Raw genomic sequence first — 24,092 nt, forward strand, 5'->3', positions numbered from 1 at the left:
CTCAGGCAACCGGCAAAGGAATCACTCCATGAATAGCTGTTTCAAGGCTTGGCGTCACAGCCTGGCCTGGACACTGCCGATGGTGGCCCTGCTCGCAGGCTGCACCGGTGGCGACAAACAACAACCGAAAACCCACGCCCTGGCCACCTACTCCAGCGCCACATGGGAGGCGCTGCCGGCTGTGTCCGACAGCGACCTGGTCGCCGGTTTCGGATCGTGGCGCAGCGCCTGCACCCGACTCAAGGCCGACCCGGTCTGGGGTGGCACCTGCGCCGCAGCTGCCAACGTGCCGCAAACCGCCAGCGACATTCGTGGTTTTCTCAAACAGAACCTCGATGTCTATGGCCTGCGCGCCGCCAACGACAACCCCAACGGCTTGATCACTGGTTACTACGAACCGGTTTACCCCGGCAGTCTGACCCAGACCGGCGTTGCCAATGTCCCGGTCTATGGCGTCCCCGAAGACATGATCATCGTCGCCCTCGACAGTATTTACCCGGAACTCAAGGGCAAGCGCCTGCGCGGGCGACTCGAAGGTCGCGTGCTCAAGCCGTACGACGATGCAGCAACCATCGAGAGCAAAGGGGTCAAGGCGCCGGTCGTGGCCTGGCTGACCGATCCGATGAACCTGCAGTTCCTGCAAATCCAGGGTTCGGGCCGTATCCAGCTCGACAATGGTCGCCAGTTGCGCATTGCCTACGCCGATCAGAACGGCCATCCGTATCGACCGATCGGCCGCTGGCTGGTGGAACAGGGAGAGTTGAAAAAAGAGGACGTGACCATGGGCGCCATCAGCACCTGGGCCAAGGCCAATCCGTCGCGCATTCCCGAACTGCTCGGCAGCAACCCCAGCTATGTGTTCTTCACCCGCAACCCGGACAGCAACGAAGGTCCGCGCGGCTCGCTGAACGTACCATTGACCGCCGGTTACAGCGCGGCGGTGGATCGCAAGGTGATTCCGCTGGGCAGCCTGTTGTGGCTGTCCACCACCAGACCGGACGGCACGGCCCTGGTGCGCCCCGTGGCAGCACAGGACACCGGCGGCGCCATTGCCGGCGAGGTTCGGGCGGATCTGTTCTGGGGCACCGGCGATGCGGCCGGGCAACTGGCCGGGGACATGAAACAGCAAGGGCAGATCTGGATGCTCTGGCCCAAAGGTGCGGTGTTGCCGCAAGTGCCGCAGGTGGCGGATGCGGTCAAAGCCAATCCTTGAGTCCCGCATCGCCTGACAGACAGCTTTTGCGAGCAAGCCCGCTCCCACACTGGATCACCGTCGAACACAGATTTTGTGTCCGCTGAAAATCAAAATGTGGGAGCGGGCTTGCTCGCGAAGAGGCCGGCGAAAAACCTGAAGATCTTTTAGACCGACACCACAAAAAAACTCACGATCAACGCCATCCCCACGAACCACATCAACGACCGCAGCGTCGCCCAGTCCGCCAGGTAGCAAATGATGTAGAGCAGGCGGCTTGTAATGAACAACACGGCCATCACGTTGATCGTCACCAGTTCGGCATTGCCGGCCAGATGCGCCACGATCACCGCCGCAGCGAACGCCGGGGTCACCTCAAAGCTGTTCAGTTGCGCCGCATTCGCGCGCCTGCCCAAACCTTCCAGCGAATCGAGAAAGTCCCGGGGATCATGGTTGTCTCTCAACCTGAACCCGCCACTGATCTTGGCCACGCCCACACACACATACGGCAGGAAAATCGCGATCAAAATGCACCACAGAGCAACCGTCATAAAGCAGTCCCTTCCTCACGTTTCAGAACAGTCAAGATTTCATGACCAATATACCGATCAGCACCAGCCCACAGGCCAGGAGGCGCGGCCCGCCAAAAGGTTCTTTCAGGTAACGCATGCCAAACAGCACCACCAGGATCACACTGATCTCGCGCAACGCCGCCGCTTCTGCGATCGAGCCCAATTGCATCGCCCACAGCACCAGAGCGTAGCTGAACAACACGCAGAACCCGACGGCCAGGCCCAATCGCCACTGCTCGCGCCAGAACAACATGAACGCCGGTCGTTTGCGCACCAACGCCAACAGCGGAAACGGCCAGGCACTGAGCAAGGTGACCCAGACCAGGTAATCCAGTGGATGGGACCAGCGCCGCAATGCCTGCCCGTCGATGTAGGTGTAGCAACCGATGCACAGGCCGATCAGCGCCACCACCGGCAACATCGACCACGGCAAACGCGCACCGCCGCCGCCCTGCCAGAGCAGGCACAGCATGCCGAACGGGATCAGCAGGATGCCGAAAATCTGCTGATGGGTCAGTACTTCCCCGGCAAAGATCAGCGTCAGCGCCAGCACCACCAACGGTGACAGGCCGCGCATCAATGGATAGACCAGGCCGAGGTCGCCGACCCGATAGGCCTGGATCAGCAAATAGCGATAGAGCAACTCGAACGCCGCCGACGCCAGGATCCACGGCCAGATCTCCAGTGGCGGCACGCTCAGGAAAGGCAGCATCAGCGCGACAAAGAGCAGCGCCACGCTGTCCATGCAGGCCACCACCAACAGTCGCTCCGCACTGAACTTGATCAGGGTATTCCACGCCGCATGCAACAGCGCCGCCACCAACACCAACGCCGTCGCAAGCACGGCCTACTCCTTTTGTTGTCTCCACGATCCCCGTAGGAGCGAGCCTGCTCGCGATGGACGTTAACGATAACGCGTGCTGTCTGAATCAACGCGTTGCCTTGACGTCTTTCGCGAGCAAACTCGCTCCTGCAGAATCCGCGCAGAGAATTGATTCGCCATATTTCAGTGGCTGTTTATACTGCAAGCGACCACGCCGCACTCAGTTGCGCACAGACCAATTCCAATAAAAATTCTGCCTGGCCCGCTCTCCTCGAGAACGGTCGTCGGCCTGCGTATGCCTGATCACAGCGTCAAGACTACCGACAGAGACCTTGCGCATGCCACTCGCTTTGCTTGCCCTCGCTGTTGCCGCCTTCGGCATCGGCACAACCGAATTCGTCATCATGGGTCTTTTGCCCGATGTCGCCCGTGACCTCAGCGTGAGCATTCCCGATGCCGGATTGCTGATCACCGGCTACGCCCTGGGCGTGGTGTTCGGTGCACCGATCCTCGCGGTCGGCACCGCCAACATGCCGCGCAAGGCCACTCTGCTGGGCATGACGCTGATGTTCATCTTCGGCAACATGCTCTGCGCGCTCGCGCCGAACTACGCCACGCTGATGGCCGCGCGCGTGATCACGGCACTGTGCCACGGCGCATTTTTCGGCATCGGTTCGGTGGTGGCCGCCGGGCTGGTGGCCCCCAACAAACGAGCTCAGGCGATTGCCATGATGTTCACCGGCCTGACCCTGGCCAATGTGCTCGGCGTGCCACTGGGCACCGCACTCGGGCAATACGCGGGCTGGCGCTCGACCTTCTGGGCGGTGTCGGTGATCGGGGTTCTGGCGGCGATTGCGCAATGGATCTGGCTGCCGAAAAGCATCGCGATGGATAAGGCCAACCTGGCCAGCGAGTTCAAGGTGTTGGGCAAGGCCAACGTGCTGCTGGCCCTGGGCATGAGCGTGCTGGCCTCGACCAGCCTGTTCAGTGTGTTCACTTACATTGCGCCAATCCTGCAGGACATCACCGGCGTCAGTCCCCACGGCGTCACCATCATGTTGCTGTTGTTCGGCGTGGGTTTGACCGCCGGCAGCATGCTCGGCGGTCGTCTGGCGGACAGCCGCTTGCTGCCTTCGCTGGTGGGCATGGCGCTGGCGGTGCTGGTGGTACTGGCGGCGTTCACGCAAACCAGCCACTCGGTGATCCCGGCGGCAATCTCACTGGTGTTGTGGGGAACGTTTGCCTTCGCGCTGTGCCCGATCCTGCAACTGCTGATCATCGATCAGGCCCACGAAGCGCCCAACCTGGGTTCGACCCTGAACCAGAGCGCCTTCAACCTGGGCAACGCGGCCGGCGCCTGGATCGGCGGGCTGGTGGTAGCCAGCGGCGCCGACCTGGCGGACCTGCCCTGGACCGGCGCACTGGTCAGCGGGCTGACTGTGGTGACTGCGTTGTTCTTCATCTATCGCCAGCGTCGTGGTGCGGCTGCACTCGATATGGTGGGCTGAATATCACCTTGATGGTTTTTTGATCCGTTGCGGATCTGGCGCCTCGCTCCGATCCGCCGACTGCTTCGGCGACCCGCTTTCGCTGCGAATCTGCGCATGGCTGATCAGTGCGAAAATAAAACTGCCTCCGATGATGTTCCCCGCCAGCGTCGGCCCGGCGAACACCAGCCAGAAATCACTCCACGGCAACTCACCGGCAAACACCAGATACGAAACCTCCAGCGAACCGACCACGATGTGGGTGAAATCCCCCAGCGCCATGAGGTAGGTGATGAGGATGATGATCCACATCCTGGCGCTCTCCATGGACGGGATCATCCAGACCATGGTCGCGATCATCCATCCGGAAACGATGCCCTTGGCGAACATCTGGCTGGCGTGGTTCTCCATGACCTTGCGACCGATATCGAGGAAGGCGACATCGGTCTTGCTGTCGAAAATCGGCAGCTCCAGCATCACGTACGCCACCAGCAAGGTGCCGCAGAGGTTGCCGACCAGCACCACCGTCCACAGCCGTAGCAGCCGGCCGAAGTTGGTCAGTGTCGGCTTGGTCATTACCGGTAGTACGGCGGTCAGGGTGTTTTCGGTGAACAGTTGCTGACGGGCCAGGATCACTGCGAGAAAACCGACGCAATAACCGAAACTCGCGATCACCTTGAATCCTTCGCCATCCGGCAGGCGCGAATTGAGCAACCCCATGCCCATCAGCGACAGGCCCATGGTCAACCCCGCCGCCAGCGCCGACCACCACAACGCGGCAATGCTGCGGTCCAGTTCCTGATCGCCCTGGGTACGGATGATCTCGTGCAGCACCGCGGCGCGGGGCGGCTGGCTCTTTTCGACTTCGTGCTCTTCGTGCGCCGAAAGGTTCGGGGTCTTGCCGTCTTGTGCCGAGTTCATGGGATGCGCATCCGGTGGCGAGCTATTTAGCTACGACACGCGGGGTTCACGACTGTTCAGTAGGCAGACAATTCTTCGGTGAATACAGAACCGCTTTCGCGAGCAAGCCCGCTCCCACATGGATGGCGCTGTACCTGTGGGAGCGGGCTTGCTCGCGAAGAAAGCAACGCCGATGTTACTGACCGGCGTCATCATCCTGGAACTGGTCCTTGACGTACTTGATCTCGGTCCGGCCGTGTGGCGCCGGCAAACCGTCTTCACCGAGGTTCACGAACACCATTTTTTCAACGGTGAGGATGCTCTTGCGGGTGATCTTGTTGCGCACCTCACACGTCAGGGTGATCGAAGTGCGGCCGAATTCGGTCGCCGTGATGCCCAGTTCGATGATGTCGCCCTGGCGCGAAGCGCTGACGAAGTTGATTTCTGAAATGTACTTGGTGACCACACGCTGGTTGCCCAACTGAACGATGGCGTAGATCGCCGCCTCTTCGTCGATCCAGCGCAGCAGGCTACCGCCGAACAGCGTGCCATTGGGGTTGAGGTCTTCGGGCTTTACCCATTTGCGGGTGTGGAAATTCATAGGGGGCTCCGAGGCGTTTGAACGATGGTGGTGGATGCCCCCCAGCTTCAAGTCTCAAGCCACAAGCTGCAAGTAAAAAACCATCCTGCTCTCACTTGTCGCTTGCAGCTTGCAACTTGCCGCTCAAAGAAAGCTATAATCGCCCCCGTTTCAAAACGGTAATCATCACTTGATACCGTTTTCCCGCCACCTGTCCGAGGGGCGCTGCAGCAGGCTAGACCTGTCAGGCTCGGATGGGGCGTTGCCTGGCCTTAAGCCAGACACTAAACGCACAACGGCGCCCATTCGCATACATTACGAATGGAGGCTCTTCATGAGCGCTGTTATCACGCCTGCAGATTTTACCGATTACAAAGTCGCCGACATGTCCCTGGCTGCCTGGGGCCGTCGCGAAACCATCATCGCCGAGTCCGAAATGCCAGCCCTGATGGGTCTGCGTCGCAAGTACTCCGAAGAGCAACCGCTCAAGGGCGCGAAGATCCTCGGCTGCATCCACATGACCATTCAGACTGCCGTGCTGATCGAAACCCTGGTTGCCCTGGGTGCCGAAGTGCGCTGGTCGTCCTGCAACATTTTCTCGACTCAGGATCAGGCCGCCGCTTCCATCGCCGCTGCCGGCATCCCGGTTTTCGCCTGGAAAGGCGAGACTGAACAAGAGTACGAGTGGTGCCTGGAGCAAACCATCCTGAAAGATGGCGCGCCTTGGGACGCCAACATGATCCTCGACGACGGCGGCGACCTGACCGAGCTGCTGCACAAGAAGTACCCAGCCGTTCTGGACCGCGTCCACGGCGTGACCGAAGAAACCACCACCGGCGTTCACCGCCTGCTGGACATGCTGGCCAAGGGCGAGCTGAAAATCCCGGCCATCAACGTCAACGACTCGGTGACCAAGAGCAAGAACGACAACAAGTACGGCTGCCGTCACAGCCTGAACGATGCGATCAAGCGCGGCACCGACCACCTGCTGTCCGGCAAGCAAGCGCTGGTCATCGGCTACGGCGACGTGGGCAAGGGTTCGGCCCAGTCCCTGCGTCAGGAAGGCATGATCGTCAAAGTCTCCGAAGTCGACCCGATCTGCGCCATGCAAGCCTGCATGGACGGATTCGAACTGGTTTCGCCGTTCATCGACGGTATCAACACCGGTACCGAAGCGAGCATCGACAAGGCGCTGCTGGGCAAGATCGACCTGATCGTGACCACCACCGGTAACGTCAATGTTTGCGACTCGAACATGCTCAAGGCCCTGAAGAAGCGTGCCGTTGTCTGCAACATCGGTCACTTCGACAACGAAATCGACACCGCTTTCATGCGCAAGAACTGGGCATGGGAAGAAGTGAAGCCGCAGGTTCACAAGATCCACCGTACCGGCGCTGGCGATTTCGACCCACAGAACGACGATTACCTGATCCTGCTGGCCGAAGGCCGCCTGGTTAACCTGGGTAACGCCACCGGCCACCCGAGCCGCATCATGGACGGTTCGTTCGCCAACCAGGTTCTGGCGCAGATCTTCCTGTTCGGCCAGAAGTACGCCGACCTGTCGCCAGCCCAGAAAGCCGAGCGCCTGACCGTTGAAGTACTGCCAAAGAAACTCGACGAAGAAGTGGCCCTGGAAATGGTCCGTGGCTTCGGCGGCGTCGTGACTCAACTGACCAAGACCCAGGCCGACTACATCGGCGTGACCGTCGAAGGTCCGTTCAAGCCGCACGCTTACCGCTACTAAGAGCAGCTGCAAGCTTTGAGCTTCAAGCGGCAAGCACAGGCCAAAAGCCGATCTTGCCGCACGAAGCCCGCAGCTTTGCCCCAATTTGCCAAAACAGTGTCAGGCAGCAAGCTCCAGGCACAAGAGACGAGCGCACCTCCGCTTCTCTTGCAGCTTGTGGCTTGCAGCTTGTAGCTGGAGGTTTCCTCCATGTCCCAAGATCGTCGCTACAGCTTCGAGTTCTTCCCTACGAAGACCGATGCTGGGCAAGAAAAGCTGCTCGCCACTGCTCGCCAGCTGGCCATTTACAACCCCGATTTCTTCTCCTGCACCTACGGTGCCGGTGGTTCGACCCGTGATCGCACGCTAAACACCGTGTTGCAGCTCGAAAGCGAAGTCAAAATCCCTGCCGCTCCGCACCTGTCCTGCGTGGGCGACAGCAAGGATGACCTGCGCGGCCTGCTGGCCCAGTACAAGGCCGCCGGCATCAAGCGTATCGTCGCCCTGCGCGGTGACCTGCCTTCGGGCATGGGCATGGCCAGCGGTGAAATGCGCCACGCCAATGACCTGGTTGAGTTCATTCGTGAAGAAACCGGTGATCATTTCCACATCGAAGTTGCCGCTTACCCGGAAATGCATCCGCAAGCGCGCAATTTCGAAGACGATGTAGCCAACTTCGTGCGCAAGGCCAACGCTGGCGCCGACAGTGCGATCACCCAGTACTTCTTCAACGCCGACTGCTACTTCTACTTCGTGGAACGCGTGCGGGCGCTGGGCGTGAACATCCCGATCGTGCCGGGCATCATGCCGATCACCAACTACAGCAAGCTGGCGCGCTTCTCCGATGCCTGCGGTGCGGAAATCCCGCGCTGGATCCGCAAGCAACTGGAAGCCTACGGCGACGACACCCAGAGCATTCAGCGCTTTGGCGAACAGGTCATCACCGAGATGTGCGAACAACTGCTGCAGGGTGGCGCTCCTGGGCTGCACTTCTACACCCTGAACCAGGCTGAAGCGAGCCTGGCGGTGTGGAACAACCTGAAGTTGCCGCGTTAAAAGTCGTTAACGCACGATTAAAAGATCGCAGCCTGCGGCAGCTCCTGCAACGGAATGTTTAATCCCGCAGGAGCTACCGCAGGCTGCGATCTTTTGCTTTCAATGCACTATTAATGTGCGGCAATCCACGGAGTTAGAGCATCTGCGGTCAGTTTCTGGCTCTTTCCGGTTTCTCGTCGTAATCTCAGCTCATGCCTTTGATCACGCAACTAATCGCCGTGCTTGTCTTCACTTGCCTGAGCCTCACCGCCCGGGGCGAGAAGCTGCGCATTGTCACGGAACCCTGGGCGCCCTACGTATACGAAGACAACAACGGCATATCCCTGGGCCTGGACTACGAAACCACCGCCATTGTCTTCAAGCGCCTGGGCATCGAAGTGGAGTGGCAGTTCCTGCCATGGAAACGCTGCCTGTCGATGCTGGAGTCAGGCCAGGCCGACGGCGCGCTGGACATCTTTCACAGCGATGAACGCGACGCAACCCTGCTCTACCCCAGCGAGCCACTGTCTGAAGTCCAGTTCGTAATGTTCTACGCCAATGAACGGCCCCATCCGTTTCGCACCCTCGATGACTTGCAGGGCCTGACCATCGGCACCTCGCCGGGTTACCTGTACAGCAAGGACTTCAGCGATTCGACGCTGTTCACCCGCGAGCCGGCCCCGACCCATGAAGCCAACTTCGGCAAACTGGTACGTGGGCGGATTGACCTGCTGATTACCGATCGCCGCGTCGGCCAGCATTTGCTCGACGAACTGGGCATCCGCGACAAGATCACCGAAAACCCCACGATCATCAGCCAGCAAAGCCAGTTTCTCGCGGTGCGGCGCAATGCGGGCATGGATCTGCTGGTGCAGCGCTTCGGCGCCGAACTCAAACGCTTCAAACGCGAACCCGCCTACGCTGAACTGAGTGCCCGCTACGGCGCGGAACCGGCAGCCAGCGTGAAGGCTGAAAAGGCCACGGCTGCCGCGGAAAAAACCGTTGAGCAGCAGGAAAGCGGCGCGCAGTGATTGCTCTGTTATACTCCGGCCTTCCCGCCAGGCTCACGCCCGGACGCTCGGAACCGTTAAAGGCATCTCAACCCCGCTACTGCGCAGCTTTCAGCCCGCGCGAGCGCTTGCAGACGAGCCTTCGAGACCCAGCAGGACCGGACGGGATTGCGTCCTCTTAAACGCGATTCGCGCCAGGCAAGACTCCCATTGGGCCAAGCCCTAACTAGAACAGGATTACTCATGTCCTTTGCTTCCCTCGGTCTCTCCGAGGCTTTAGTCCGCGCCATCGAGGCAGCGGGCTATACCGAGCCTACTCCGGTGCAACAGCGGGCCATTCCCGCCGTGTTGCAAGGTCGCGACCTGATGGTCGCGGCACAGACAGGTACTGGTAAAACCGGCGGCTTCGCCCTTCCGATTCTGGAACGGTTGTTTCCCAACGGTCACCCGGACAAATCCCAGCGTCACGGCCCGCGCCAACCGCGCGTACTGGTCCTGACCCCGACTCGCGAACTCGCGGCCCAGGTGCACGAGAGCTTCAAGGTCTATGCCCGTGACCTGAAGTTCGTCAGCGCCTGCATCTTCGGCGGCGTCGGCATGAACCCGCAGGTTCAGGCCATGTCCCGTGGCGTAGACGTGCTGGTAGCCTGCCCTGGCCGCCTGCTCGACCTGGCCGGCCAAGGCAGCGTCGATCTGTCCCACGTGGAAATCCTCGTGCTGGACGAAGCCGACCGCATGCTCGACATGGGCTTCGTCCATGACGTGAAAAAGGTCCTGGCCCGTCTGCCGGCCAAACGCCAGAACCTGCTGTTCTCGGCAACCTTCTCCAAGGACATCACCGACCTCGCCGGCAAGCTGCTGCACAACCCGGAACGCATCGAAGTCACGCCGCCGAACACTACGGTCGAGCGTATCGAACAACGCGTATTCCGCCTGCCGGCCAGCCACAAGCGTTCGCTGCTGGCGCACCTGATCACAGCCGGCGCCTGGGAACAGGTACTGGTGTTCACCCGCACCAAGCACGGCGCCAACCGCCTGGCCGAGTACCTGGACAAGCACGGCCTGAGCGCCGTCGCGATCCACGGCAACAAGAGCCAGAACGCCCGTACCAAAGCCCTGGCCGACTTCAAGGCCGGCACCGTGCGCATCCTGGTGGCTACCGACATCGCCGCTCGCGGCCTGGACATCGACCAGTTGCCACACGTGGTCAACTTCGAACTGCCGAACGTCGATGAAGACTACGTGCACCGTATCGGTCGTACCGGCCGTGCCGGTCGTTCGGGCGAGGCGATCTCGCTGGTAGCCCCGGACGAAGAAAAACTGCTGAAAAGCATCGAACGCATGACCAAGCAGAAAATCGCCGACGGCGACCTGATGGGCTTCGATGCAAGCACCATCGAGGCGGAAAAGCCTGAAGTGCGCGAGCGTCCGGACATGCGCAACCCACGCAATCCACGTGGCCCGCGCGGCGACGGTCCGAACGGCAGCGGTGGCGGCGGCGGTCGCAAGGACAAAGGCAAGGACAAGGGCAAGGAAAAACCGGCCGGCGAGCGCCCTGCCCGTCAGCAAAAGCCACGTGAAGGCACTCCGGCTCGCGAACAGCGTCCGTCGCAGCCTCCTCGTGCCGCCGCTGACCGTGCTCCGGACGAGTTCCTGGACGACGATATCGATAACTTCGGTAACCGCGTCGACTACGTACCGCAGCAGAAACCCGCACAAGGCCGTGGTCGCCGTCCGGGTGCTCCGGCACAGGGCACCGCGGCAGGTTCGGGCGCTCCACGTTCCGGCAAGCCACAAGGTCGCCAGAACGGTCCGCGCAACAGCGATGGTGCCAGCACCGGCACCCCACCGGCCAAACGTAGCGGTCCTCGCAGTGGCGCACCGCGCGACGGCCAGGCCCGCCGCGAAGATTCGCGCAATCGCCGTCCGGCCCGTGACGACCAGCCGCGCTCGGAACCTGCCGTGCAGAACCCGCGCGGTCCCGCGCCGAAGATCATGCACAAGGAGTCGAAGGCTGACCGCTTCCCGACACCTGAGCAACTGGATCAACTGCCAAGCCGTCCTCGTGGTGAAAAACCAGCGCTGCTGACCCGCAATCGCTGAGTTATCGCTGCAATGAAAATGCCCCGGTTCGAAAGAGCCGGGGCATTTTTATACACGACGCGAAAACCTGTGGGAGCGAGCTTGCTCGCGATGGCGTCGGTTCAGCCAACAGGGATGTCGACTGATACACCGCTATCGCGAGCAAGCTCGCTCCCACAGGGTTTGCATTGCCTGGCAGATAACGTACGCCAATAAAAAACGCCCCTGACCTTTCGATCAGGGGCGTTTTTATGTCAGAGCGAAAATTACTTCGCTTTGACACCTTCAAAGGTCACGTACATCTCAACCGCATCGGACGATGGGCCCAGGTCTTTCTGCTTGCCGAAATCGGAACGCTTGAGGCTGAAAGTACCCTCAAAGCCTGCACGGTAGCCGCCCCATGGATCCTTGCCTTCGCCCAGGAAAGTGGCCTTGACCACGATTGGCTTGGTTACACCGAGGATCGTCAGGTCGCCAGCCACGTCAGCAGTGTCCTTGCCCGCAGCGTCTTTGCCAGTGGGTTTGACGCTGGTGGACACAAACGTGGCTTTGCTGGCGTTCAGGAAGTCTTTGCTGGAGATGTGCTTGTCACGTTCAGCGTTGTTGGTGAAGACGCTGGCGGTGTTCACGTTGAACTCGATCTTGCTGTCTTCAGGCTTGGCAGCGTCGAAGCTGAACTTGCCGTCGAGGTCCTTGAAAGTACCGGTGATGTAGCTGTAGCCCAGGTGACTGACCTTGAAGTTGACGAAGGCGTGCTGGCCTTCTTTGTCGACCACGTAGTCAGCGGCCATTACGTTACCGGCGGACAACAGGGCCGAACCGATTGCCAGAGCGGCGAGAGTCTTTTTCAACATGCTTTGTTTTCCTTGGGAGTCGAGGTTGAACTTCAGGCTTTGCGACCCAGCATTCGCTTGAGGGTCACATCACGGTCGATAAAGTGGTGCTTCAATGCTGCCAACGCATGGAGGCCGGAAAAAATTACCAGCACCCACGCCAGGTAGAGGTGAATCGCACCGGCGTCATCTGCCTGGTCCGGCAGCCCGGAAACCAGGGCAGGCACTTCAAACCAGTCAAACACCGGAATCCCGGCACCTTCTGCGGTGGAAATCAGGTAACCGGCAATCATCACAACGAACAGACAGAAATACAGAAAGGCATGACCGAACATGGCGCCCAGTCGCGTCATGCGGCTGTAGCTGGCCAGGGTTGGCGGCGGCGGGCTGATGAAGCGCCACAACACGCGCAATACCATGACCCCCAGCAAGATCAAGCCAATGCTCTTGTGCAGATCCGGCCCAGCCTTGCGCCAAGGGTCGTAATAACCGAGGTCGACCATCCACAGCCCGAGGGCGAATAAACCGAACACGGCCACTGCCACGCCCCAATGCATGAAGATGCTGACCCAGCCGTAGCGGGAGGTAGAGTTACGTAGCTGCATTGCCTAGATCCCTGTAAGTGCTGGCCCAAGACTATCGAGTTATCTATCGAATTAAAGCGGAAAATTTTGCTTTGAAATATCGAGAAATACGATCAAGAGTCTGAAACAGGCGAGTTAAGAAAAGATTAAAGGCCAATGTGTGTACAAAAACGTAGCCCAATTCAACAACACTTCTTACCAAATGTTTATTCGTTTGTGTGCCGGATTTCTCCGGGCATAAAAAAACGCGGCATTTACGCCGCGTTTTTTTTATGCCCGGGGCTTATTACGCCTTGGTATCCGTTGCCGGGGTTGCAGCAGATTTGGCAGCCGGTTTCTTCGCCGGTTCGGCTTTCTTGGCCGGTGCCTTGGCCGGGGCTTTTTTCGCCTCGGTCTTGGCAGCCGGTTTCGCCGCAGCCTTCTTGGCCGGCTCGGCTTTTGCCGGGGTTGCTGGCTTCGGTGCTTCGACCGGAGCCGGTGCAACAGCCGGGGCGGGTGCCGGCACAGGAACAGGTGCTACCGGCTCAGGTGCCTTGACTGGCTCTGGCTTCTTCTCGTCATCCGAGCCGCCGAACAGGTTGCTGAAGAAATTGCCTTTCTTCGCCACCACCGCACCGGCGCCCACCGCTGCGGCAGCCGGACCCACTTTCGCCGGTTCAAACGACTTGCCCGCCGCCAGGTCTTCAACCTGGCCGGCTGCACGTTGACCGGTACGCAGCGCGCCTTCCAGGGTGCCGGGGTACAGAGTGTCGGTGTGTTCGCCAGCGAAGGCTACGCGCTGAATCGGGCGTTCCCACAGGCGCCAGAACTTGCTGATCTGGCCCGGACCGAAGGCCAGGTAGGCGCCGCCGGTGGACGGGTCGCTGCTGTAGCGACGGATTTCATAACCGGTGAACGAACCGCGTGCCTGTGGATAGAACGCGTGCAGACGGATCAACACCTGATCGACCATCTGCTTGTCGCCGAATGCCTGCATCACTCGCGCATTGTCGCCGGAAAGGTTGATCACCACGTTGGCGCCACCCTTCAGGGCAGGCTCGATCCACAACATGCCCAGGCCGGCGTTGCTGAAGGTCTCGCCGGACATGCGCGCCTTGCTTTCCCACACCGGCGTCTTGAACTTCAGCATGATCTGGTCGCGCCAGCCGTAGTTGGTGCCCTTGATCGCCGCCAGGTGCTGGGCGTCCAGCGCCGGGGTCATCTGGATCTTGTTCAGGGCGCGCAGTGGCACCGCCAACACGACGTAGTCAGCCTGATAGCCGACGCTGTCGACTTTGACGGTCACGCCGTCCTTGTCCTGAATGATCGCCGAGACCGGGGCGTTGGTCTTGATGGTTTTCAGCTGCTTGACCAGGGCTTGGGCCAGCACCGGGCTGCCACCGACCAGGCGCGAAGCGCGCAGGTCACGATCGGAGACGCCACGGTAGACGCGGCTCTGCTGCGCGAAGTACAGCAGCGACAAGCGCGAAGGTTCGTCGTAGCGGGTACGGATCTGCTGGTTGATCAACTGGCGGGCGGTGGCCGGCAGGTTCTGCTTGTCGAGCCAGCTCGACACGTTGATCTGATCCAGCGCGTGCAGCGTGTTGTTGGCGGCCGGGTTCAGCGGGTCGTCGATCGAACGCGCCAGATCGTCCACGGTCTTGTCGAAACGCTTGAGCGCCTCGGCGGTAGCCGGCTGTTTGGTCGCCAGATCGGCGGCAGAGAAATACTCGCCATCGATCAGGTAGCTTGGGGTGCGCACGAATTCAGGGGCCGGCGTGGTGCTCAGCTTGAAGTTCGATACGTACTTGTTCAGCACCGGCTGGGTCTTGTCGTTGCCGATCCACTCGCTGGTGGCCATGCCGGAACGGCCGCCCAGGCTCGACCTGGCTTCCAGCAGGGTGACCTGCCAGCCCTTGCTCTGCAGCTCGTACGCGGCAGTCAGGCCCGACAGGCCGCCGCCGATCACGATCGCGGTTTTATCCTTGGCCAGCGCAGATACGCTGAACAGCCCCAACATCACCAGCGCACAGGCGCGCAGCCAACCGACAGACATTCAGCGAACTCCGGAATTACACGAGGAAAACAGCAGTTTTTGCGAGCCAGACGGCTCAAGAACCGCGAAGGATACGTCAGCCATCAGGCACCTGCCAGCAACGTCTTTCGGCCTGAACGAAGTAGCTGATTCGACACAATGGGTTGTCCCCGTGGCACGCATTGCATAGGCTTGCCCGATTGTTTGTCCGCGCAGGTCACGGACCGCCTCCAGGAGAGTGAAAATGGGCCTGAATAATCAGTGGATGCAACGCGATCTCGCCGTGTTGTGGCATCCCTGCACCCAGATGAAAGATCACGAACAACTGCCGCTGATCCCGATCAAACGCGGGGAAGGCGTGTGGCTGGAAGACTTCGAAGGCAAACGCTACCTCGATGCGGTCAGCTCCTGGTGGGTCAATGTGTTCGGGCACGCCAACCCGCGGATCAATCAACGCATCAAGGATCAGGTCGATCAGCTCGAACATGTGATCCTTGCCGGCTTCAGTCATCAACCGGTGATTGAGTTGTCCGAGCGCCTGGTGAAGATGACACCGGAAGGCCTGACCCGGTGCTTCTACGCCGATAATGGCTCGTCCTGCATCGAAGTCGCGCTGAAAATGAGCTTTCACTACTGGCTCAATCGCGGTCAGCCGAACAAAAAACGCTTCGTCACCCTGACCAACAGCTACCACGGCGAAACCATGGCGGCGATGTCGGTGGGCGACGTGCCACTGTTCACCGAGACCTACAAAGCGCTGTTGATGGACACCATCAAGGTACCGAGCCCGGACTGCTACCTGCGCCCTGAGGGCATGAGCTGGGAAGACCATTCGCGCAACATGTTCGCCGCCATGGAGCAGACCCTGGCCGAAAACCACGACACGGTCGCGGCGGTGATCGTCGAGCCGCTGATCCAGGGCGCCGGCGGCATGCGCATGTACCACCCGGTGTACCTCAAGCTGCTGCGAGAAGCCTGCGACCGCTACGGCGTGCACCTGATCCACGACGAAATCGCCGTCGGCTTCGGCCGCACCGGGACGATGTTCGCCTGCGAACAGGCCGGCATCCGCCCTGATTTCCTGTGCCTGTCCAAGGCCCTGACCGGCGGCTATCTGCCGCTGGCGGCGTGCATGACCACAGACGAAGTCTACAGCGCGTTCTACGACGACTACCCGACCCTGCGCGCCTTCCTGCACTCCCACAGCTACACCGGCAACCCGCTGGCGTGCGCGGCGGCCCTGGCGACCCTGGATATTTTCGAAGAAGACAACGTCATCGAGAACAACAAGGCCCTGGCCCAGCGCATGGCTTCGTCGACGGCGCATCTGGTCGACCACCCGAACGTATCCGAAGTACGCCAGACCGGCATGGTGCTGGCCATAGAGATGGTCAAGGACAAGGCCACCAAGGAAGCTTATCCATGGCAGGAACGTCGTGGCCTGAAGGTGTTCCAGCACGCCCTGGAACGCGGTGCTTTACTGCGCCCGTTAGGTAGCGTGGTGTATTTCCTGCCGCCCTATGTGATTACCCCGGAGCAGATCGACTTCCTTGCCGAAGTGGCCAGCGAAGGGATCGACATTGCGACCCGTGACAGCGTCAGCGTGGCGGTGCCGAAGGACTTCCATCCGGGGTTCCGTGATCCGGGTTGATTGATTTCACCTAAGCTTCAGCGCTGACTGGACTACCGTCATCGCGGGCAAGCCCGCTCCCACAAGGATTTGCACAGCACCTGTGGGAGCGGGCTTGCCCGCGATGACGCCCCCCAGACTTTCACACCTTTTTCAGAGACCCCGCATGAGACTGTCCCGCTTCTTCATCGACGCCCCCCTGAGCATCGGCGAGCACGAGTTGCCCGAAGCCCAGGCCCATTACATCAGCCGTGTGCTGCGCATGGCCGAGGGTGATGTGTTGCAACTGTTCGACGGCTCGGGCCAGGAGTTTCGCGCCCGGCTGGTCGAGGTCGGCAAAAAACGCGTGGTGGTGCAGGTCGACGAAAGCTTCGCCGGGCAGGTCGAGTCGCCGCTGCAGATCCATCTCGGCCAGGGCCTGTCCCGGGGTGAACGCATGGACTGGGCGATCCAGAAAGCCACGGAACTGGGCGTCACTGAAATCACCCCGATCTTCACCGACCGCTGCGAAGTCCGCCTCAAGGACGAGCGCGCCGACAAACGCCTGCTGCACTGGCGCCAGGTGGCGATCAGCGCATGCGAACAATGCGGGCGCTCGCGAGTACCGGTGATTCATCCGCCGCTGTTGCTGGCTGACTGGTTGAAGCAGACGCAAGCCGAGTTGAAGCTGGTGCTGCATCCGGTGGCCGAGCCGCTGGTGAGCCATGCCAAACCTTCAAGCCTGGCATTCCTGATCGGTCCGGAGGGTGGGTTGTCGGATGCCGAAGTCGATCAGGCCAAGTCGACCGGATTCCATGCAGCACGGCTGGGGCCGCGGGTATTGCGCACCGAGACGGCGCCGGTTGTTGCGCTGGCGGTGGCCCAGCAACTCTGGGGTGACTTCTAGTGCCTCTTCGCGAGCAAGTCGGATCGCCGCGACACGGTCTAGAGGCCGATCTGGCTGCTACTGCACCGGATCACTCACTGGCTTGGCAATGATCGCCTTGAGTTCGCTGGTCATCGGGAACTCAAGGTTCAAACCCTTCGGTGGGATCGGCTGCTCGAACCAGCGCTTGTAGATGCCATTGATCTCGCCCGAACTGTACAGATCCGCCAACGCGCCGTTGACCAGCGCCAGGAACTGCGGATCGTCCTTGCGCACCATGCAGCTGTAGATCTCCCGCGATTGCTCCTCCCCGACCACCACCCACTTGTGCGGGTCATTGGCTTTGGCGCGCTCGCCATAGAGCAGCGCGTCGTCCATGTAGAACGCCGCCGCCCGGCCCGATTGCAGCATCTGGAAGGCCTCGCCGTGGTCCTTGGCACTGATCACGAACATGTCGATCTTGTGATCGACGTTGTAGCTTTTCAGGAAGCGCTCGTTGGTGGTGCCGGCGGTGGTCACCACGTTCTTGCCGCGCAGGTCAGCGAAGCTCTTGATCCCGCTGTCCTTCGCGGTCAGCAACTGGCCCTTTACGTAGATGAAGCCATAGGAGAACGCCACCTGCTTCTGCCGTTCGGCGGTCACGCCGGTGGAGCCGCATTCCAGGTCCACGGTGCCGTTCTGCACCAGTGGAATACGGGTCTGCGAGGTCACCAGGTTGTACTTCACCTTCAAGTCTGGCAGCGCCAGTTGCTGCTGGATGCGCTCGACGATCTTGCCCGCCAGATCCACCGAGTACCCCATCGGCTTGCCGCTGTGGTCACCCACGTAGGAGAACGGCACCGAAGCATCGCGATAACCCAGGGTGATGCTGTTGGCACTGGCGATCTTGCTCAGGGTGCCGGTCAGCGGCGCTTCATTGGCCTGAACCTGACTGCCGAGCAACAGGCCAAGGGTACAAGCGAGCAACGTGATTTTTTGCATTGTTATTCTCCGTTGTGGGTGTTGGTTTATCAGACGCGTGCAGCGATGACGGTGATTTCCACCAGCACCTGCGGTCGGGCCAGTTCGGCCTGCACGGTGGTGCGGCTCGGTGCCTGCCCCGGCGACAGCCAGGCCGACCAGACCTCGTTCATTGCGGCGAAATCCTCGGTGATGTTCTTGAGGTAAATGGTCGCGCTGAGCAGATGATCCTTGTCGCTGCCCGCCTCGGCCAGCAAGGTATCGATTTTCGCCAGTACTTCGCGGGTCTGGTCGCCGGCATCCCGGGCATCGCCCGGCACCTGCCCGGAGAGAAACACCAGCTCGCCAAAGGTCACGGCGCCGGACAGGCGCGGATTGCTGTGCAGTCGGGTAATGGTCATTACAGTGTCCTCTTCAGAAATCGCTATTCAGGCGGCCCGGTGGTTGAAACCGCGCAAGTCGATGGAAGGCTCGCGCTCGCCGATCAGTTCGCTGAGCAAGCGCCCGCTGCCGCATGCCAGGGTGAAGCCCAGCGCGCCGTGGCCGAGGTTGAGCCACAGGTTGCGATACGCCGTCGCACCCAGCAACGGCACGCCGCTGGGGGTGGCCGGGCGCATGCCGGCCCACTCGACGGCTTCGTCATAGGCGCCGGCATTGGGAAAGGTGTCATGGGCCTGACGCTTGATCAATGCCAGGCGCTTGGGGTCCAAAGCGGGGTCGAAGCCGACGATGTCGACCATCGCCGCCACTCGCAATTGCTCGCCGATGCGGGCGTAGACGATCTTGCGGTCGTAGTCGGTGATGCTCACGTCCGGCGCCCGATGACCGGCGAGAATTGGCACGGTCAGGCTGTAGCCCTTGAGCGGATAAAGCGGCAGTTGCATCCCGGGCAGCGCCAACAGCGGACTGCGATGACCGGCGGCGATCACCAGTTGATCGACCGGCAGCACTTGCTCGCCCAGTTCGATGGCGTTGACGCTGCCGTTGCTGTGGCGAATGCCGGTCACCGCTTGCCCGAGACGAAACTCGCAACGGCCGGACGCTTGCAGCCGGGCGGCCAGTTGCCGGCAAAAACCGTGGCAGTCGCCGACCTCTTCGTCCGGGGTGTAGATCGCCCCGACAAAGGGCGCATCGATCAGCACCGGTTCCAGTTGCGCGCATTCGGCCGGCGACAACACTTGCTGTTGCTGCGGGTCGGCCAGGCCCTGGCGCGCATGCTCGAAGCTGCTGTTCTGGCGGAAAGTCACCAGCTTGCCATTGCGCCGCCACTGGAATCCCGCCAGTCCATCGTCCTCGCGCCAGGATCTCAATGTGTCCTGGCTCAACAGCGCCAGGCGCAGCAAGTGCGCGGCGTTCTCGCGATTGACCGAGCGGCGGCAGGCGCCGAGAAACGATGCCATCCAGCGCCACTGGGCCGGGTCGAAGCGCGGGCGCAGCTTCAAGGGTGAGTCGCCGCGCAGCATCCAGCCGATGGCTTGCAAAGGCACACCGGCGTCGGCCAGGGGCGCGACATAGCGATAGGACAACTGGCCGCCGTTGGCGAAGCTGGTTTCGCTGCCCAGCGAGTCCCGTGCCTCGATCACCGTCACCTCGAAGCCGTCGCGCACCAGCGCATAGGCCGTTGCCAGGCCAATCACGCCGCCACCGATGATGCACACACGCTGAGCCATGTCCGTCCTTAAAACCGTTGTTAAGACGAGGCCAAGGTTAGAGCCAGGTGACAGACGATGAACAATGCATAAAGATGGCAAACCCATAAACAAAGGTTATGGACTTGCCATGCGCCTTCGCCATATCGAGATTTTCCAGGCCATCCGCCAGACCGGTTCGATCAGCGCTGCCGCACAATTGCTACACGTCTCGCAGCCGGCGGTGAGCAAGGTGTTGCAGCACGCCGAGCAACAATTGGGTTTTCCGCTGTTCTTGCGGGTGCGCGGCAAGTTGCAGGCGACGCCGGAAGCGCTGGAACTGGAGCGCGAAGTGGACAAGGTCAGCGAAAGCCTGCAAGGCGTGCGACGCCTGGCGCAGAGCCTGCGCCGCGAGCCTGGCCACAGCCTGCGCATCGGTGCCACCCCGGCGCTGGCCCTGTCATTGCTGCCACCGGCCATTCACGAATGGACCGGGCGTTACCCGGACATCGTTTGCGAACTTTCCAGCGCCCACAGTCGTGAACTGGTGCAGAACCTGTTGATGCGCGAAGTGGATGTCGCCCTGACCCTGCAACGCCCGGATCACCCGGGGCTCAAGGCCCAGGCGCTGGCGTCCGGCGTGCTGGTGGCGCTGGCGCCGAGGGGTTACTGGCCTCAGGAAGAGGTGGGTAAACCGTTGCCGCTGATGGCGCTGGCGGATGCGCCGCTGATCGGCTTATCCAGCGCCGATCCACTGGCCGCGCGGCTCGACAGTTACCTGGAAGCGGTCGAACCGCCGCCCCGGATACGCATCGCCGTACAGACCTATTCACTGGCCCGGGCCATGGTGGAATCCGGTGCCGGCCTGGCGGTGATCGACCCGTTCACCGCCCTCGGCGCATCACCGGGCACCACGACCATCCGCCCGCTGGCCCCGCCACTGCCGATCACCCTGTACGCCGTGACTCGCACCAGCGAACCACTGCCGCACACGCTCAATGACCTGTTGCAGATCTTCAGCCGCCGCGCCCGGGAGCAATTGGAGAACCTGAGTCCTGCGCAACCCTGAAGCCTGATGAGCAACCTGTGGGAGCGGGCTTGCCCGCGATGGCGGTGGATCAATCAACATTTCGATCGACTGACACGCCGTCATCGCGAGCAAGCCCGCTCCCACAGAGGACTGTGGTGATTTACAGGACGTAGAACAGAATCGCCACAAAGTGCAGCAAACTCCCGGCGATCACGAACAGATGCCAGATCCCGTGGGCATGGCGCAGGCGATGATCGAGGGCAAAAAAGATAATCCCGACGGTGTACAGCACCCCGCCTGAAGCCAGCCACGCAAACCCGGCGCCGCCCAGCGCCGCGAGCAGTGGCTTGACCGCCACCAGCACGATCCAGCCCATCACCGCATAAATCACGATCGACAGAATCCGCGCTTCCGAACGCGGCTTGATCTCCTGCAGGATGCCGATCAGCGCCAGTCCCCAGACAATCCCGAACAAGGTCCAGCCCCACGGCCCGCGCAGGGTCACCAGGCAGAATGGCGTGTAGCTGCCGGCGATCAATAGATAGATCGAAAAGTGATCGACCTTCTGCATGATCGCTTTCTTGCGCCCGCGCACGCTGTGGTACACGGTCGACGCGCTGTACAGCACCAGCAAGGTAAAAGCGTAGATCGCCATACTGACGATCTTCCACGGGCTGCCGTCGAGACTGGCCAGCACAATCAGCCACACCCCGCCGATAAACGCCGCCACAGCCCCGAGCAAATGCGTCCAGGCGTTCAGTCTTTCCCCGTGATACATGCGTTGCTCACCTCGAATTTCATTGCTGCAGAGCGCAAGGCTCAGGCTTGAAGTGTAAAAGCGCAATGTTTCTGTACGACGCACCCGGTGTAATTGGGCACAATCGAGTCATTCCAGAAAGAGTCCGCCCCATGCTGATCGATGAAGAGTTGACCCTGAAAAAACTCGAGGTGTTCCTGGCCTTCATGCGCACCGGCAACCTGGCGCGGGCCGCTGCCGAGTTGCAGACCAGCAACGTCAGCGTGCATCGGGCGATCCACTCCCTGGAAAGCGCCCTGCGCTGCCCGTTGTTCAAGCACGAAGGCCGCAGCCTGACGCCGCTGGAAAGCGCATATGTGCTGGAAGAGCGGGCGCAGAAGCTGATTCAGGATGTCGTCGAAAGCGTGCGTCTGACCCGCGAAGCCGCCGGATTTTCCGCCGAACGTTTCAAACTGGGCTCGCTGTATTCACTGACGGTGAAGACCGTGCCGCAGCTGATCATGGGTTTGAAGATCCGCCGCAGCGAGCTCAACATCGACCTGATTCTGGGCTCCAATATCGACCTGCTCTACAAGCTCAAGAACATGGAAGTCGATGCGATCCTGGTGTCGCTGGATGACAGCGTCAACGACCCGGATTGCGAGCAGATCCCGCTGTTTTCCGACGACATCTTCCTCGCCACACCCGCCGACTCGAAGTTTGCCCAGCGCACCGAAGTCGACCTGGCCGAAGTCCGCGACGAAACCTTCATCACCCTGACCCAGGGCTTCGCCACCCATCAGGACGGCAAGCGGGTATTCGAGCAGGCAGGGTTCGAGCCAAAGGTGGCGATGCAGGTCAACGACATCTTTACCCTGCTGAGCATGGTCAGTTCGGGCGTGGGTTATGCGTTGCTGCCGGGGCGAATTGCTGGGGTGTACGAGAACCGGGTGAAGCTGATCCCGTTGCAGGAAAAGTACCGGTTGCAGCAGCACATTGGCGTGGTGTTCCTCAAAGCCAAGGAGCGTGATCCGAACCTGCTGGCGTTGCTGGCGGAGTGCCGGATGTATGCCAATCGCCAGGCCTGAAACCGATTCGCACCCTTCGCGAGCAAGCCCGCTCCCACAAGGATTTGCACAGCACCTGTGGGAGCGGGCTTGCCCGCGAAGGCGTCGGATCTGACGACTCAGGATTTGTGGCTACCCAACAATCCCGCGAACAATGAAGAACAACAGCGAAGGCCCGAGCAAGCACCCAAGCCCGGTGTGGAAGGTCGCAGTCAACGCGCCATAAGGCACCAGGCGCCGATCTGTCGCCGCCAGCCCCGCCGTCACGCCGCTCACAGTGCCGGCCAGCCCGCCAAACACCATCGCCGAACGCGGGTTGTCCAGGCCCATCCAGCGCGCCGCCATCGGTGTACCCACCATCACCAGAATCGCCTTGATCAGGCCGGTGGCAATCGACAGCGCCACCACATCGGAACTGGCACCAATGGCCGCACCGGTCACCGGCCCGACGATGTAAGTCACTGCACCGGCGCCAATGGTGGTCATGCTCACCGCATCGCGGTAACCGAATGCCCAGGCCATGCACGCGCCGACGATAAACGGCAGCACCGTGCCCAACAGCAGCGCGATCACACCGATCAAACCGGCCTTTTTCGCTTCGGTGGCCTGCACCTCGAACGCCGTGGCGACGATGGCGAAGTCCCGCAGCATCGCGCCGCCCATCAACCCGATACCGGAAAACAGCGTCAAGTCCGCCAGGCCTTTTTGCCCGCCGGTCATCGTACCACCGACCCAGGCCAGTACCAGGCCAATGACGATAGCGATGGCAGAGCCGTGAATCCGTCCGAAGGTCAGGCGTTTGGAGAGAATCACTGACACCCACATGATGATGCCGACGAAAGCGAATGCGGTGACCAGACTGTTAGTTGCTAGGCCTTTCTCAAAGAGTTCCCACATATCAGCGACCTCCTGCCGGTGCGCCAACCTGCGTTACATCCGCCGGTTCATCGGGCAAGGGTTCGCCTTTGTGGGTCCGGCTGATCAGGGCAATGGTGCAACCGCAAACCACCACCGAACCGATCGCCGCCAGCACCGCCACCGGACCACCGTGCAGCGCCGTGACCACGTTTTGTTGCGCCGCCATCGCCACCACCACCGGGATGTACATGGCGCCCCAGAAGCCGACACCCATCTCGCACTCCCGGGTCATGCCGCCACGCCTGTGCATCCACAACCGTGCGCAAATCAGCAGGATCATCGCGATCCCGACGCCGCCGACGTTTGATTTCACACCCAGCAACACCCCGAGCATGTCACCCATGATCACCCCTGCCAGCGTACAGATCGCCAACAGCGCCACACCGTAAATAATCATTGTTGTAGTCCTCAAAGTGCATTTCG

The 24,092-nt window shown here is 61.1% G+C and carries 23 protein-coding genes and 1 riboswitch; of the genes, 10 read left to right on the forward strand and 13 right to left on the reverse strand.

Annotated elements, in window-relative coordinates:
* Positions 1-28 precede the first annotated feature (28 nt).
* On the forward strand, positions 29-1,213 hold the full coding sequence (gene mltA / locus PMI34_RS13370; protein ID WP_008050257.1) for a murein transglycosylase A: 1,185 nt from the start codon (positions 29-31) through the stop codon (positions 1,211-1,213).
* Positions 1,214-1,359: 146 nt separating this feature from the next.
* On the opposite strand, the gene PMI34_RS13365 is transcribed toward mltA, so the two are convergent.
* Positions 1,360-1,743 (reverse strand): MAPEG family protein, encoded by a 384-nt coding sequence (locus PMI34_RS13365; protein WP_008050258.1) that lies wholly within the window; start codon positions 1,741-1,743, stop codon positions 1,360-1,362.
* Positions 1,744-1,774: 31 nt separating this feature from the next.
* Positions 1,775-2,608 carry an EamA family transporter gene (locus tag PMI34_RS13360; protein ID WP_008050259.1) on the reverse strand — a complete coding sequence of 278 codons (834 nt, stop codon included), beginning with the start codon at positions 2,606-2,608 and terminating at the stop codon, positions 1,775-1,777.
* 317 nt (positions 2,609-2,925) lie between these two features.
* Between PMI34_RS13360 and PMI34_RS13355 the strand changes: the two genes are divergently transcribed.
* Complete coding sequence (locus PMI34_RS13355; protein ID WP_008050261.1) at positions 2,926-4,095, forward strand: MFS transporter; 1,170 nt, start codon at positions 2,926-2,928, stop codon at positions 4,093-4,095.
* 3 nt (positions 4,096-4,098) lie between these two features.
* Here PMI34_RS13355 and PMI34_RS13350 read toward each other — a convergent pair whose 3' ends face one another.
* Positions 4,099-4,995, reverse strand: coding sequence for a formate/nitrite transporter family protein (locus PMI34_RS13350; RefSeq protein ID WP_008050262.1), 897 nt, complete (start codon positions 4,993-4,995; stop codon positions 4,099-4,101).
* A gap of 175 nt (positions 4,996-5,170) precedes the next feature.
* On the reverse strand, positions 5,171-5,575 hold the full coding sequence (locus tag PMI34_RS13345; RefSeq protein ID WP_008050263.1) for an acyl-CoA thioesterase: 405 nt from the start codon (positions 5,573-5,575) through the stop codon (positions 5,171-5,173).
* A 190-nt stretch (positions 5,576-5,765) separates the two neighbouring features.
* A riboswitch (S-adenosyl-L-homocysteine riboswitch) is annotated at positions 5,766-5,865 on the forward strand.
* Positions 5,866-5,888: 23 nt separating this feature from the next.
* Between PMI34_RS13345 and ahcY the strand changes: the two genes are divergently transcribed.
* From ahcY to PMI34_RS13325, 4 genes are all read left to right on the forward strand, one after another.
* Positions 5,889-7,298: an adenosylhomocysteinase gene (ahcY, locus tag PMI34_RS13340; protein WP_008050264.1), complete on the forward strand. Its 1,410-nt coding sequence runs from the start codon at positions 5,889-5,891 to the stop codon at positions 7,296-7,298.
* Between the two features lie 189 nt (positions 7,299-7,487).
* Positions 7,488-8,333 carry a methylenetetrahydrofolate reductase [NAD(P)H] gene (metF, locus tag PMI34_RS13335; RefSeq protein ID WP_008050265.1) on the forward strand — a complete coding sequence of 282 codons (846 nt, stop codon included), beginning with the start codon at positions 7,488-7,490 and terminating at the stop codon, positions 8,331-8,333.
* 191 nt (positions 8,334-8,524) lie between these two features.
* The gene (locus PMI34_RS13330; RefSeq protein ID WP_008050266.1) at positions 8,525-9,343 is read left to right on the forward strand and encodes a substrate-binding periplasmic protein; all 819 of its coding nucleotides are present in this window, start codon (positions 8,525-8,527) and stop codon (positions 9,341-9,343) included.
* A 222-nt stretch (positions 9,344-9,565) separates the two neighbouring features.
* Positions 9,566-11,425 (forward strand): DEAD/DEAH box helicase, encoded by a 1,860-nt coding sequence (locus tag PMI34_RS13325; RefSeq protein ID WP_008050271.1) that lies wholly within the window; start codon positions 9,566-9,568, stop codon positions 11,423-11,425.
* A gap of 245 nt (positions 11,426-11,670) precedes the next feature.
* Here the strand turns inward: PMI34_RS13325 and PMI34_RS13320 are convergent, their stop codons facing one another.
* The 3 genes from PMI34_RS13320 to PMI34_RS13310 all read right to left on the reverse strand — a co-directional run bounded on the left by PMI34_RS13320 (position 11,671) and on the right by PMI34_RS13310 (position 14,856).
* Positions 11,671-12,258, reverse strand: a complete 588-nt coding sequence (locus tag PMI34_RS13320; protein WP_008050272.1) for a YceI family protein — start codon at positions 12,256-12,258, stop codon at positions 11,671-11,673.
* Between the two features lie 32 nt (positions 12,259-12,290).
* Complete coding sequence (locus PMI34_RS13315; protein WP_008050274.1) at positions 12,291-12,842, reverse strand: cytochrome b; 552 nt, start codon at positions 12,840-12,842, stop codon at positions 12,291-12,293.
* 265 nt (positions 12,843-13,107) lie between these two features.
* Positions 13,108-14,856 carry a flavin monoamine oxidase family protein gene (locus PMI34_RS13310; protein ID WP_008050275.1) on the reverse strand — a complete coding sequence of 583 codons (1,749 nt, stop codon included), beginning with the start codon at positions 14,854-14,856 and terminating at the stop codon, positions 13,108-13,110.
* A 223-nt stretch (positions 14,857-15,079) separates the two neighbouring features.
* Between PMI34_RS13310 and PMI34_RS13305 the strand changes: the two genes are divergently transcribed.
* On the forward strand, positions 15,080-16,486 hold the full coding sequence (locus tag PMI34_RS13305) for an adenosylmethionine--8-amino-7-oxononanoate transaminase (RefSeq protein ID WP_008050276.1): 1,407 nt from the start codon (positions 15,080-15,082) through the stop codon (positions 16,484-16,486).
* Positions 16,487-16,631: 145 nt separating this feature from the next.
* Positions 16,632-17,351: a 16S rRNA (uracil(1498)-N(3))-methyltransferase gene (locus PMI34_RS13300; RefSeq protein ID WP_008050278.1), complete on the forward strand. Its 720-nt coding sequence runs from the start codon at positions 16,632-16,634 to the stop codon at positions 17,349-17,351.
* Between the two features lie 57 nt (positions 17,352-17,408).
* On the opposite strand, the gene PMI34_RS13295 is transcribed toward PMI34_RS13300, so the two are convergent.
* From PMI34_RS13295 to PMI34_RS13285, 3 genes are read right to left on the reverse strand one after another with little or no spacing between them, the layout of a single operon-like run.
* A complete protein-coding gene (locus tag PMI34_RS13295) occupies positions 17,409-18,311 on the reverse strand; it encodes a transporter substrate-binding domain-containing protein (RefSeq protein WP_008050279.1) in 903 nt (300 codons plus the stop codon).
* Between the two features lie 29 nt (positions 18,312-18,340).
* The gene (locus PMI34_RS13290) at positions 18,341-18,691 is read right to left on the reverse strand and encodes a RidA family protein (RefSeq protein WP_008050280.1); all 351 of its coding nucleotides are present in this window, start codon (positions 18,689-18,691) and stop codon (positions 18,341-18,343) included.
* A 27-nt stretch (positions 18,692-18,718) separates the two neighbouring features.
* Complete coding sequence (locus PMI34_RS13285; RefSeq protein ID WP_008050281.1) at positions 18,719-19,960, reverse strand: D-amino acid dehydrogenase; 1,242 nt, start codon at positions 19,958-19,960, stop codon at positions 18,719-18,721.
* 109 nt (positions 19,961-20,069) lie between these two features.
* Between PMI34_RS13285 and PMI34_RS13280 the strand changes: the two genes are divergently transcribed.
* The gene (locus tag PMI34_RS13280; RefSeq protein WP_008050282.1) at positions 20,070-20,987 is read left to right on the forward strand and encodes a LysR family transcriptional regulator; all 918 of its coding nucleotides are present in this window, start codon (positions 20,070-20,072) and stop codon (positions 20,985-20,987) included.
* 121 nt (positions 20,988-21,108) lie between these two features.
* Here PMI34_RS13280 and trhA read toward each other — a convergent pair whose 3' ends face one another.
* On the reverse strand, positions 21,109-21,726 hold the full coding sequence (gene trhA, locus PMI34_RS13275) for a PAQR family membrane homeostasis protein TrhA (protein ID WP_008050283.1): 618 nt from the start codon (positions 21,724-21,726) through the stop codon (positions 21,109-21,111).
* Positions 21,727-21,857: 131 nt separating this feature from the next.
* Between trhA and PMI34_RS13270 the strand changes: the two genes are divergently transcribed.
* On the forward strand, positions 21,858-22,772 hold the full coding sequence (locus PMI34_RS13270) for a LysR family transcriptional regulator (RefSeq protein ID WP_008050284.1): 915 nt from the start codon (positions 21,858-21,860) through the stop codon (positions 22,770-22,772).
* 111 nt (positions 22,773-22,883) lie between these two features.
* Here the strand turns inward: PMI34_RS13270 and madM are convergent, their stop codons facing one another.
* Both madM and madL read right to left on the reverse strand, forming a co-directional pair.
* The gene (gene madM, locus PMI34_RS13265) at positions 22,884-23,648 is read right to left on the reverse strand and encodes a malonate transporter subunit MadM (RefSeq protein WP_007987763.1); all 765 of its coding nucleotides are present in this window, start codon (positions 23,646-23,648) and stop codon (positions 22,884-22,886) included.
* 1 nt (position 23,649) lies between these two features.
* The gene (gene madL, locus PMI34_RS13260) at positions 23,650-24,066 is read right to left on the reverse strand and encodes a malonate transporter subunit MadL (RefSeq protein ID WP_008050285.1); all 417 of its coding nucleotides are present in this window, start codon (positions 24,064-24,066) and stop codon (positions 23,650-23,652) included.
* Positions 24,067-24,092 lie beyond the last annotated feature (26 nt).

The sequence above is a fragment of the Pseudomonas sp. GM74 genome (genome assembly GCF_000282455.1).
Classification (GTDB): domain Bacteria; phylum Pseudomonadota; class Gammaproteobacteria; order Pseudomonadales; family Pseudomonadaceae; genus Aquipseudomonas.

What these genes read in the sequence shown, in the direction of transcription:
- ahcY (WP_008050264.1), top strand. Translation starts at nt 5,889, where the DNA reads ATGAGCGCTGTTATCACGCCTGCAGATTTTACCGATTACAAAGTCGCC.
- madM (WP_007987763.1), bottom strand. Translation starts at nt 23,648, where the DNA reads ATGTGGGAACTCTTTGAGAAAGGCCTAGCAACTAACAGTCTGGTCACC.
- PMI34_RS13365 (WP_008050258.1), bottom strand. Translation starts at nt 1,743, where the DNA reads ATGACGGTTGCTCTGTGGTGCATTTTGATCGCGATTTTCCTGCCGTAT.
- PMI34_RS13290 (WP_008050280.1), bottom strand. Translation starts at nt 18,691, where the DNA reads ATGACCATTACCCGACTGCACAGCAATCCGCGCCTGTCCGGCGCCGTG.
- PMI34_RS13325 (WP_008050271.1), top strand. Translation starts at nt 9,566, where the DNA reads ATGTCCTTTGCTTCCCTCGGTCTCTCCGAGGCTTTAGTCCGCGCCATC.
- PMI34_RS13285 (WP_008050281.1), bottom strand. Translation starts at nt 19,960, where the DNA reads ATGGCTCAGCGTGTGTGCATCATCGGTGGCGGCGTGATTGGCCTGGCA.
- PMI34_RS13300 (WP_008050278.1), top strand. Translation starts at nt 16,632, where the DNA reads ATGAGACTGTCCCGCTTCTTCATCGACGCCCCCCTGAGCATCGGCGAG.
- mltA (WP_008050257.1), top strand. Translation starts at nt 29, where the DNA reads ATGAATAGCTGTTTCAAGGCTTGGCGTCACAGCCTGGCCTGGACACTG.
- metF (WP_008050265.1), top strand. Translation starts at nt 7,488, where the DNA reads ATGTCCCAAGATCGTCGCTACAGCTTCGAGTTCTTCCCTACGAAGACC.
- madL (WP_008050285.1), bottom strand. Translation starts at nt 24,066, where the DNA reads ATGATTATTTACGGTGTGGCGCTGTTGGCGATCTGTACGCTGGCAGGG.
- PMI34_RS13295 (WP_008050279.1), bottom strand. Translation starts at nt 18,311, where the DNA reads ATGCAAAAAATCACGTTGCTCGCTTGTACCCTTGGCCTGTTGCTCGGC.
- trhA (WP_008050283.1), bottom strand. Translation starts at nt 21,726, where the DNA reads ATGTATCACGGGGAAAGACTGAACGCCTGGACGCATTTGCTCGGGGCT.
- PMI34_RS13315 (WP_008050274.1), bottom strand. Translation starts at nt 12,842, where the DNA reads ATGCAGCTACGTAACTCTACCTCCCGCTACGGCTGGGTCAGCATCTTC.
- PMI34_RS13280 (WP_008050282.1), top strand. Translation starts at nt 20,070, where the DNA reads ATGCGCCTTCGCCATATCGAGATTTTCCAGGCCATCCGCCAGACCGGT.
- PMI34_RS13330 (WP_008050266.1), top strand. Translation starts at nt 8,525, where the DNA reads ATGCCTTTGATCACGCAACTAATCGCCGTGCTTGTCTTCACTTGCCTG.
- PMI34_RS13305 (WP_008050276.1), top strand. Translation starts at nt 15,080, where the DNA reads ATGGGCCTGAATAATCAGTGGATGCAACGCGATCTCGCCGTGTTGTGG.
- PMI34_RS13320 (WP_008050272.1), bottom strand. Translation starts at nt 12,258, where the DNA reads ATGTTGAAAAAGACTCTCGCCGCTCTGGCAATCGGTTCGGCCCTGTTG.
- PMI34_RS13270 (WP_008050284.1), top strand. Translation starts at nt 21,858, where the DNA reads ATGCTGATCGATGAAGAGTTGACCCTGAAAAAACTCGAGGTGTTCCTG.
- PMI34_RS13350 (WP_008050262.1), bottom strand. Translation starts at nt 4,995, where the DNA reads ATGAACTCGGCACAAGACGGCAAGACCCCGAACCTTTCGGCGCACGAA.
- PMI34_RS13345 (WP_008050263.1), bottom strand. Translation starts at nt 5,575, where the DNA reads ATGAATTTCCACACCCGCAAATGGGTAAAGCCCGAAGACCTCAACCCC.
- PMI34_RS13310 (WP_008050275.1), bottom strand. Translation starts at nt 14,856, where the DNA reads ATGTCTGTCGGTTGGCTGCGCGCCTGTGCGCTGGTGATGTTGGGGCTG.
- PMI34_RS13355 (WP_008050261.1), top strand. Translation starts at nt 2,926, where the DNA reads ATGCCACTCGCTTTGCTTGCCCTCGCTGTTGCCGCCTTCGGCATCGGC.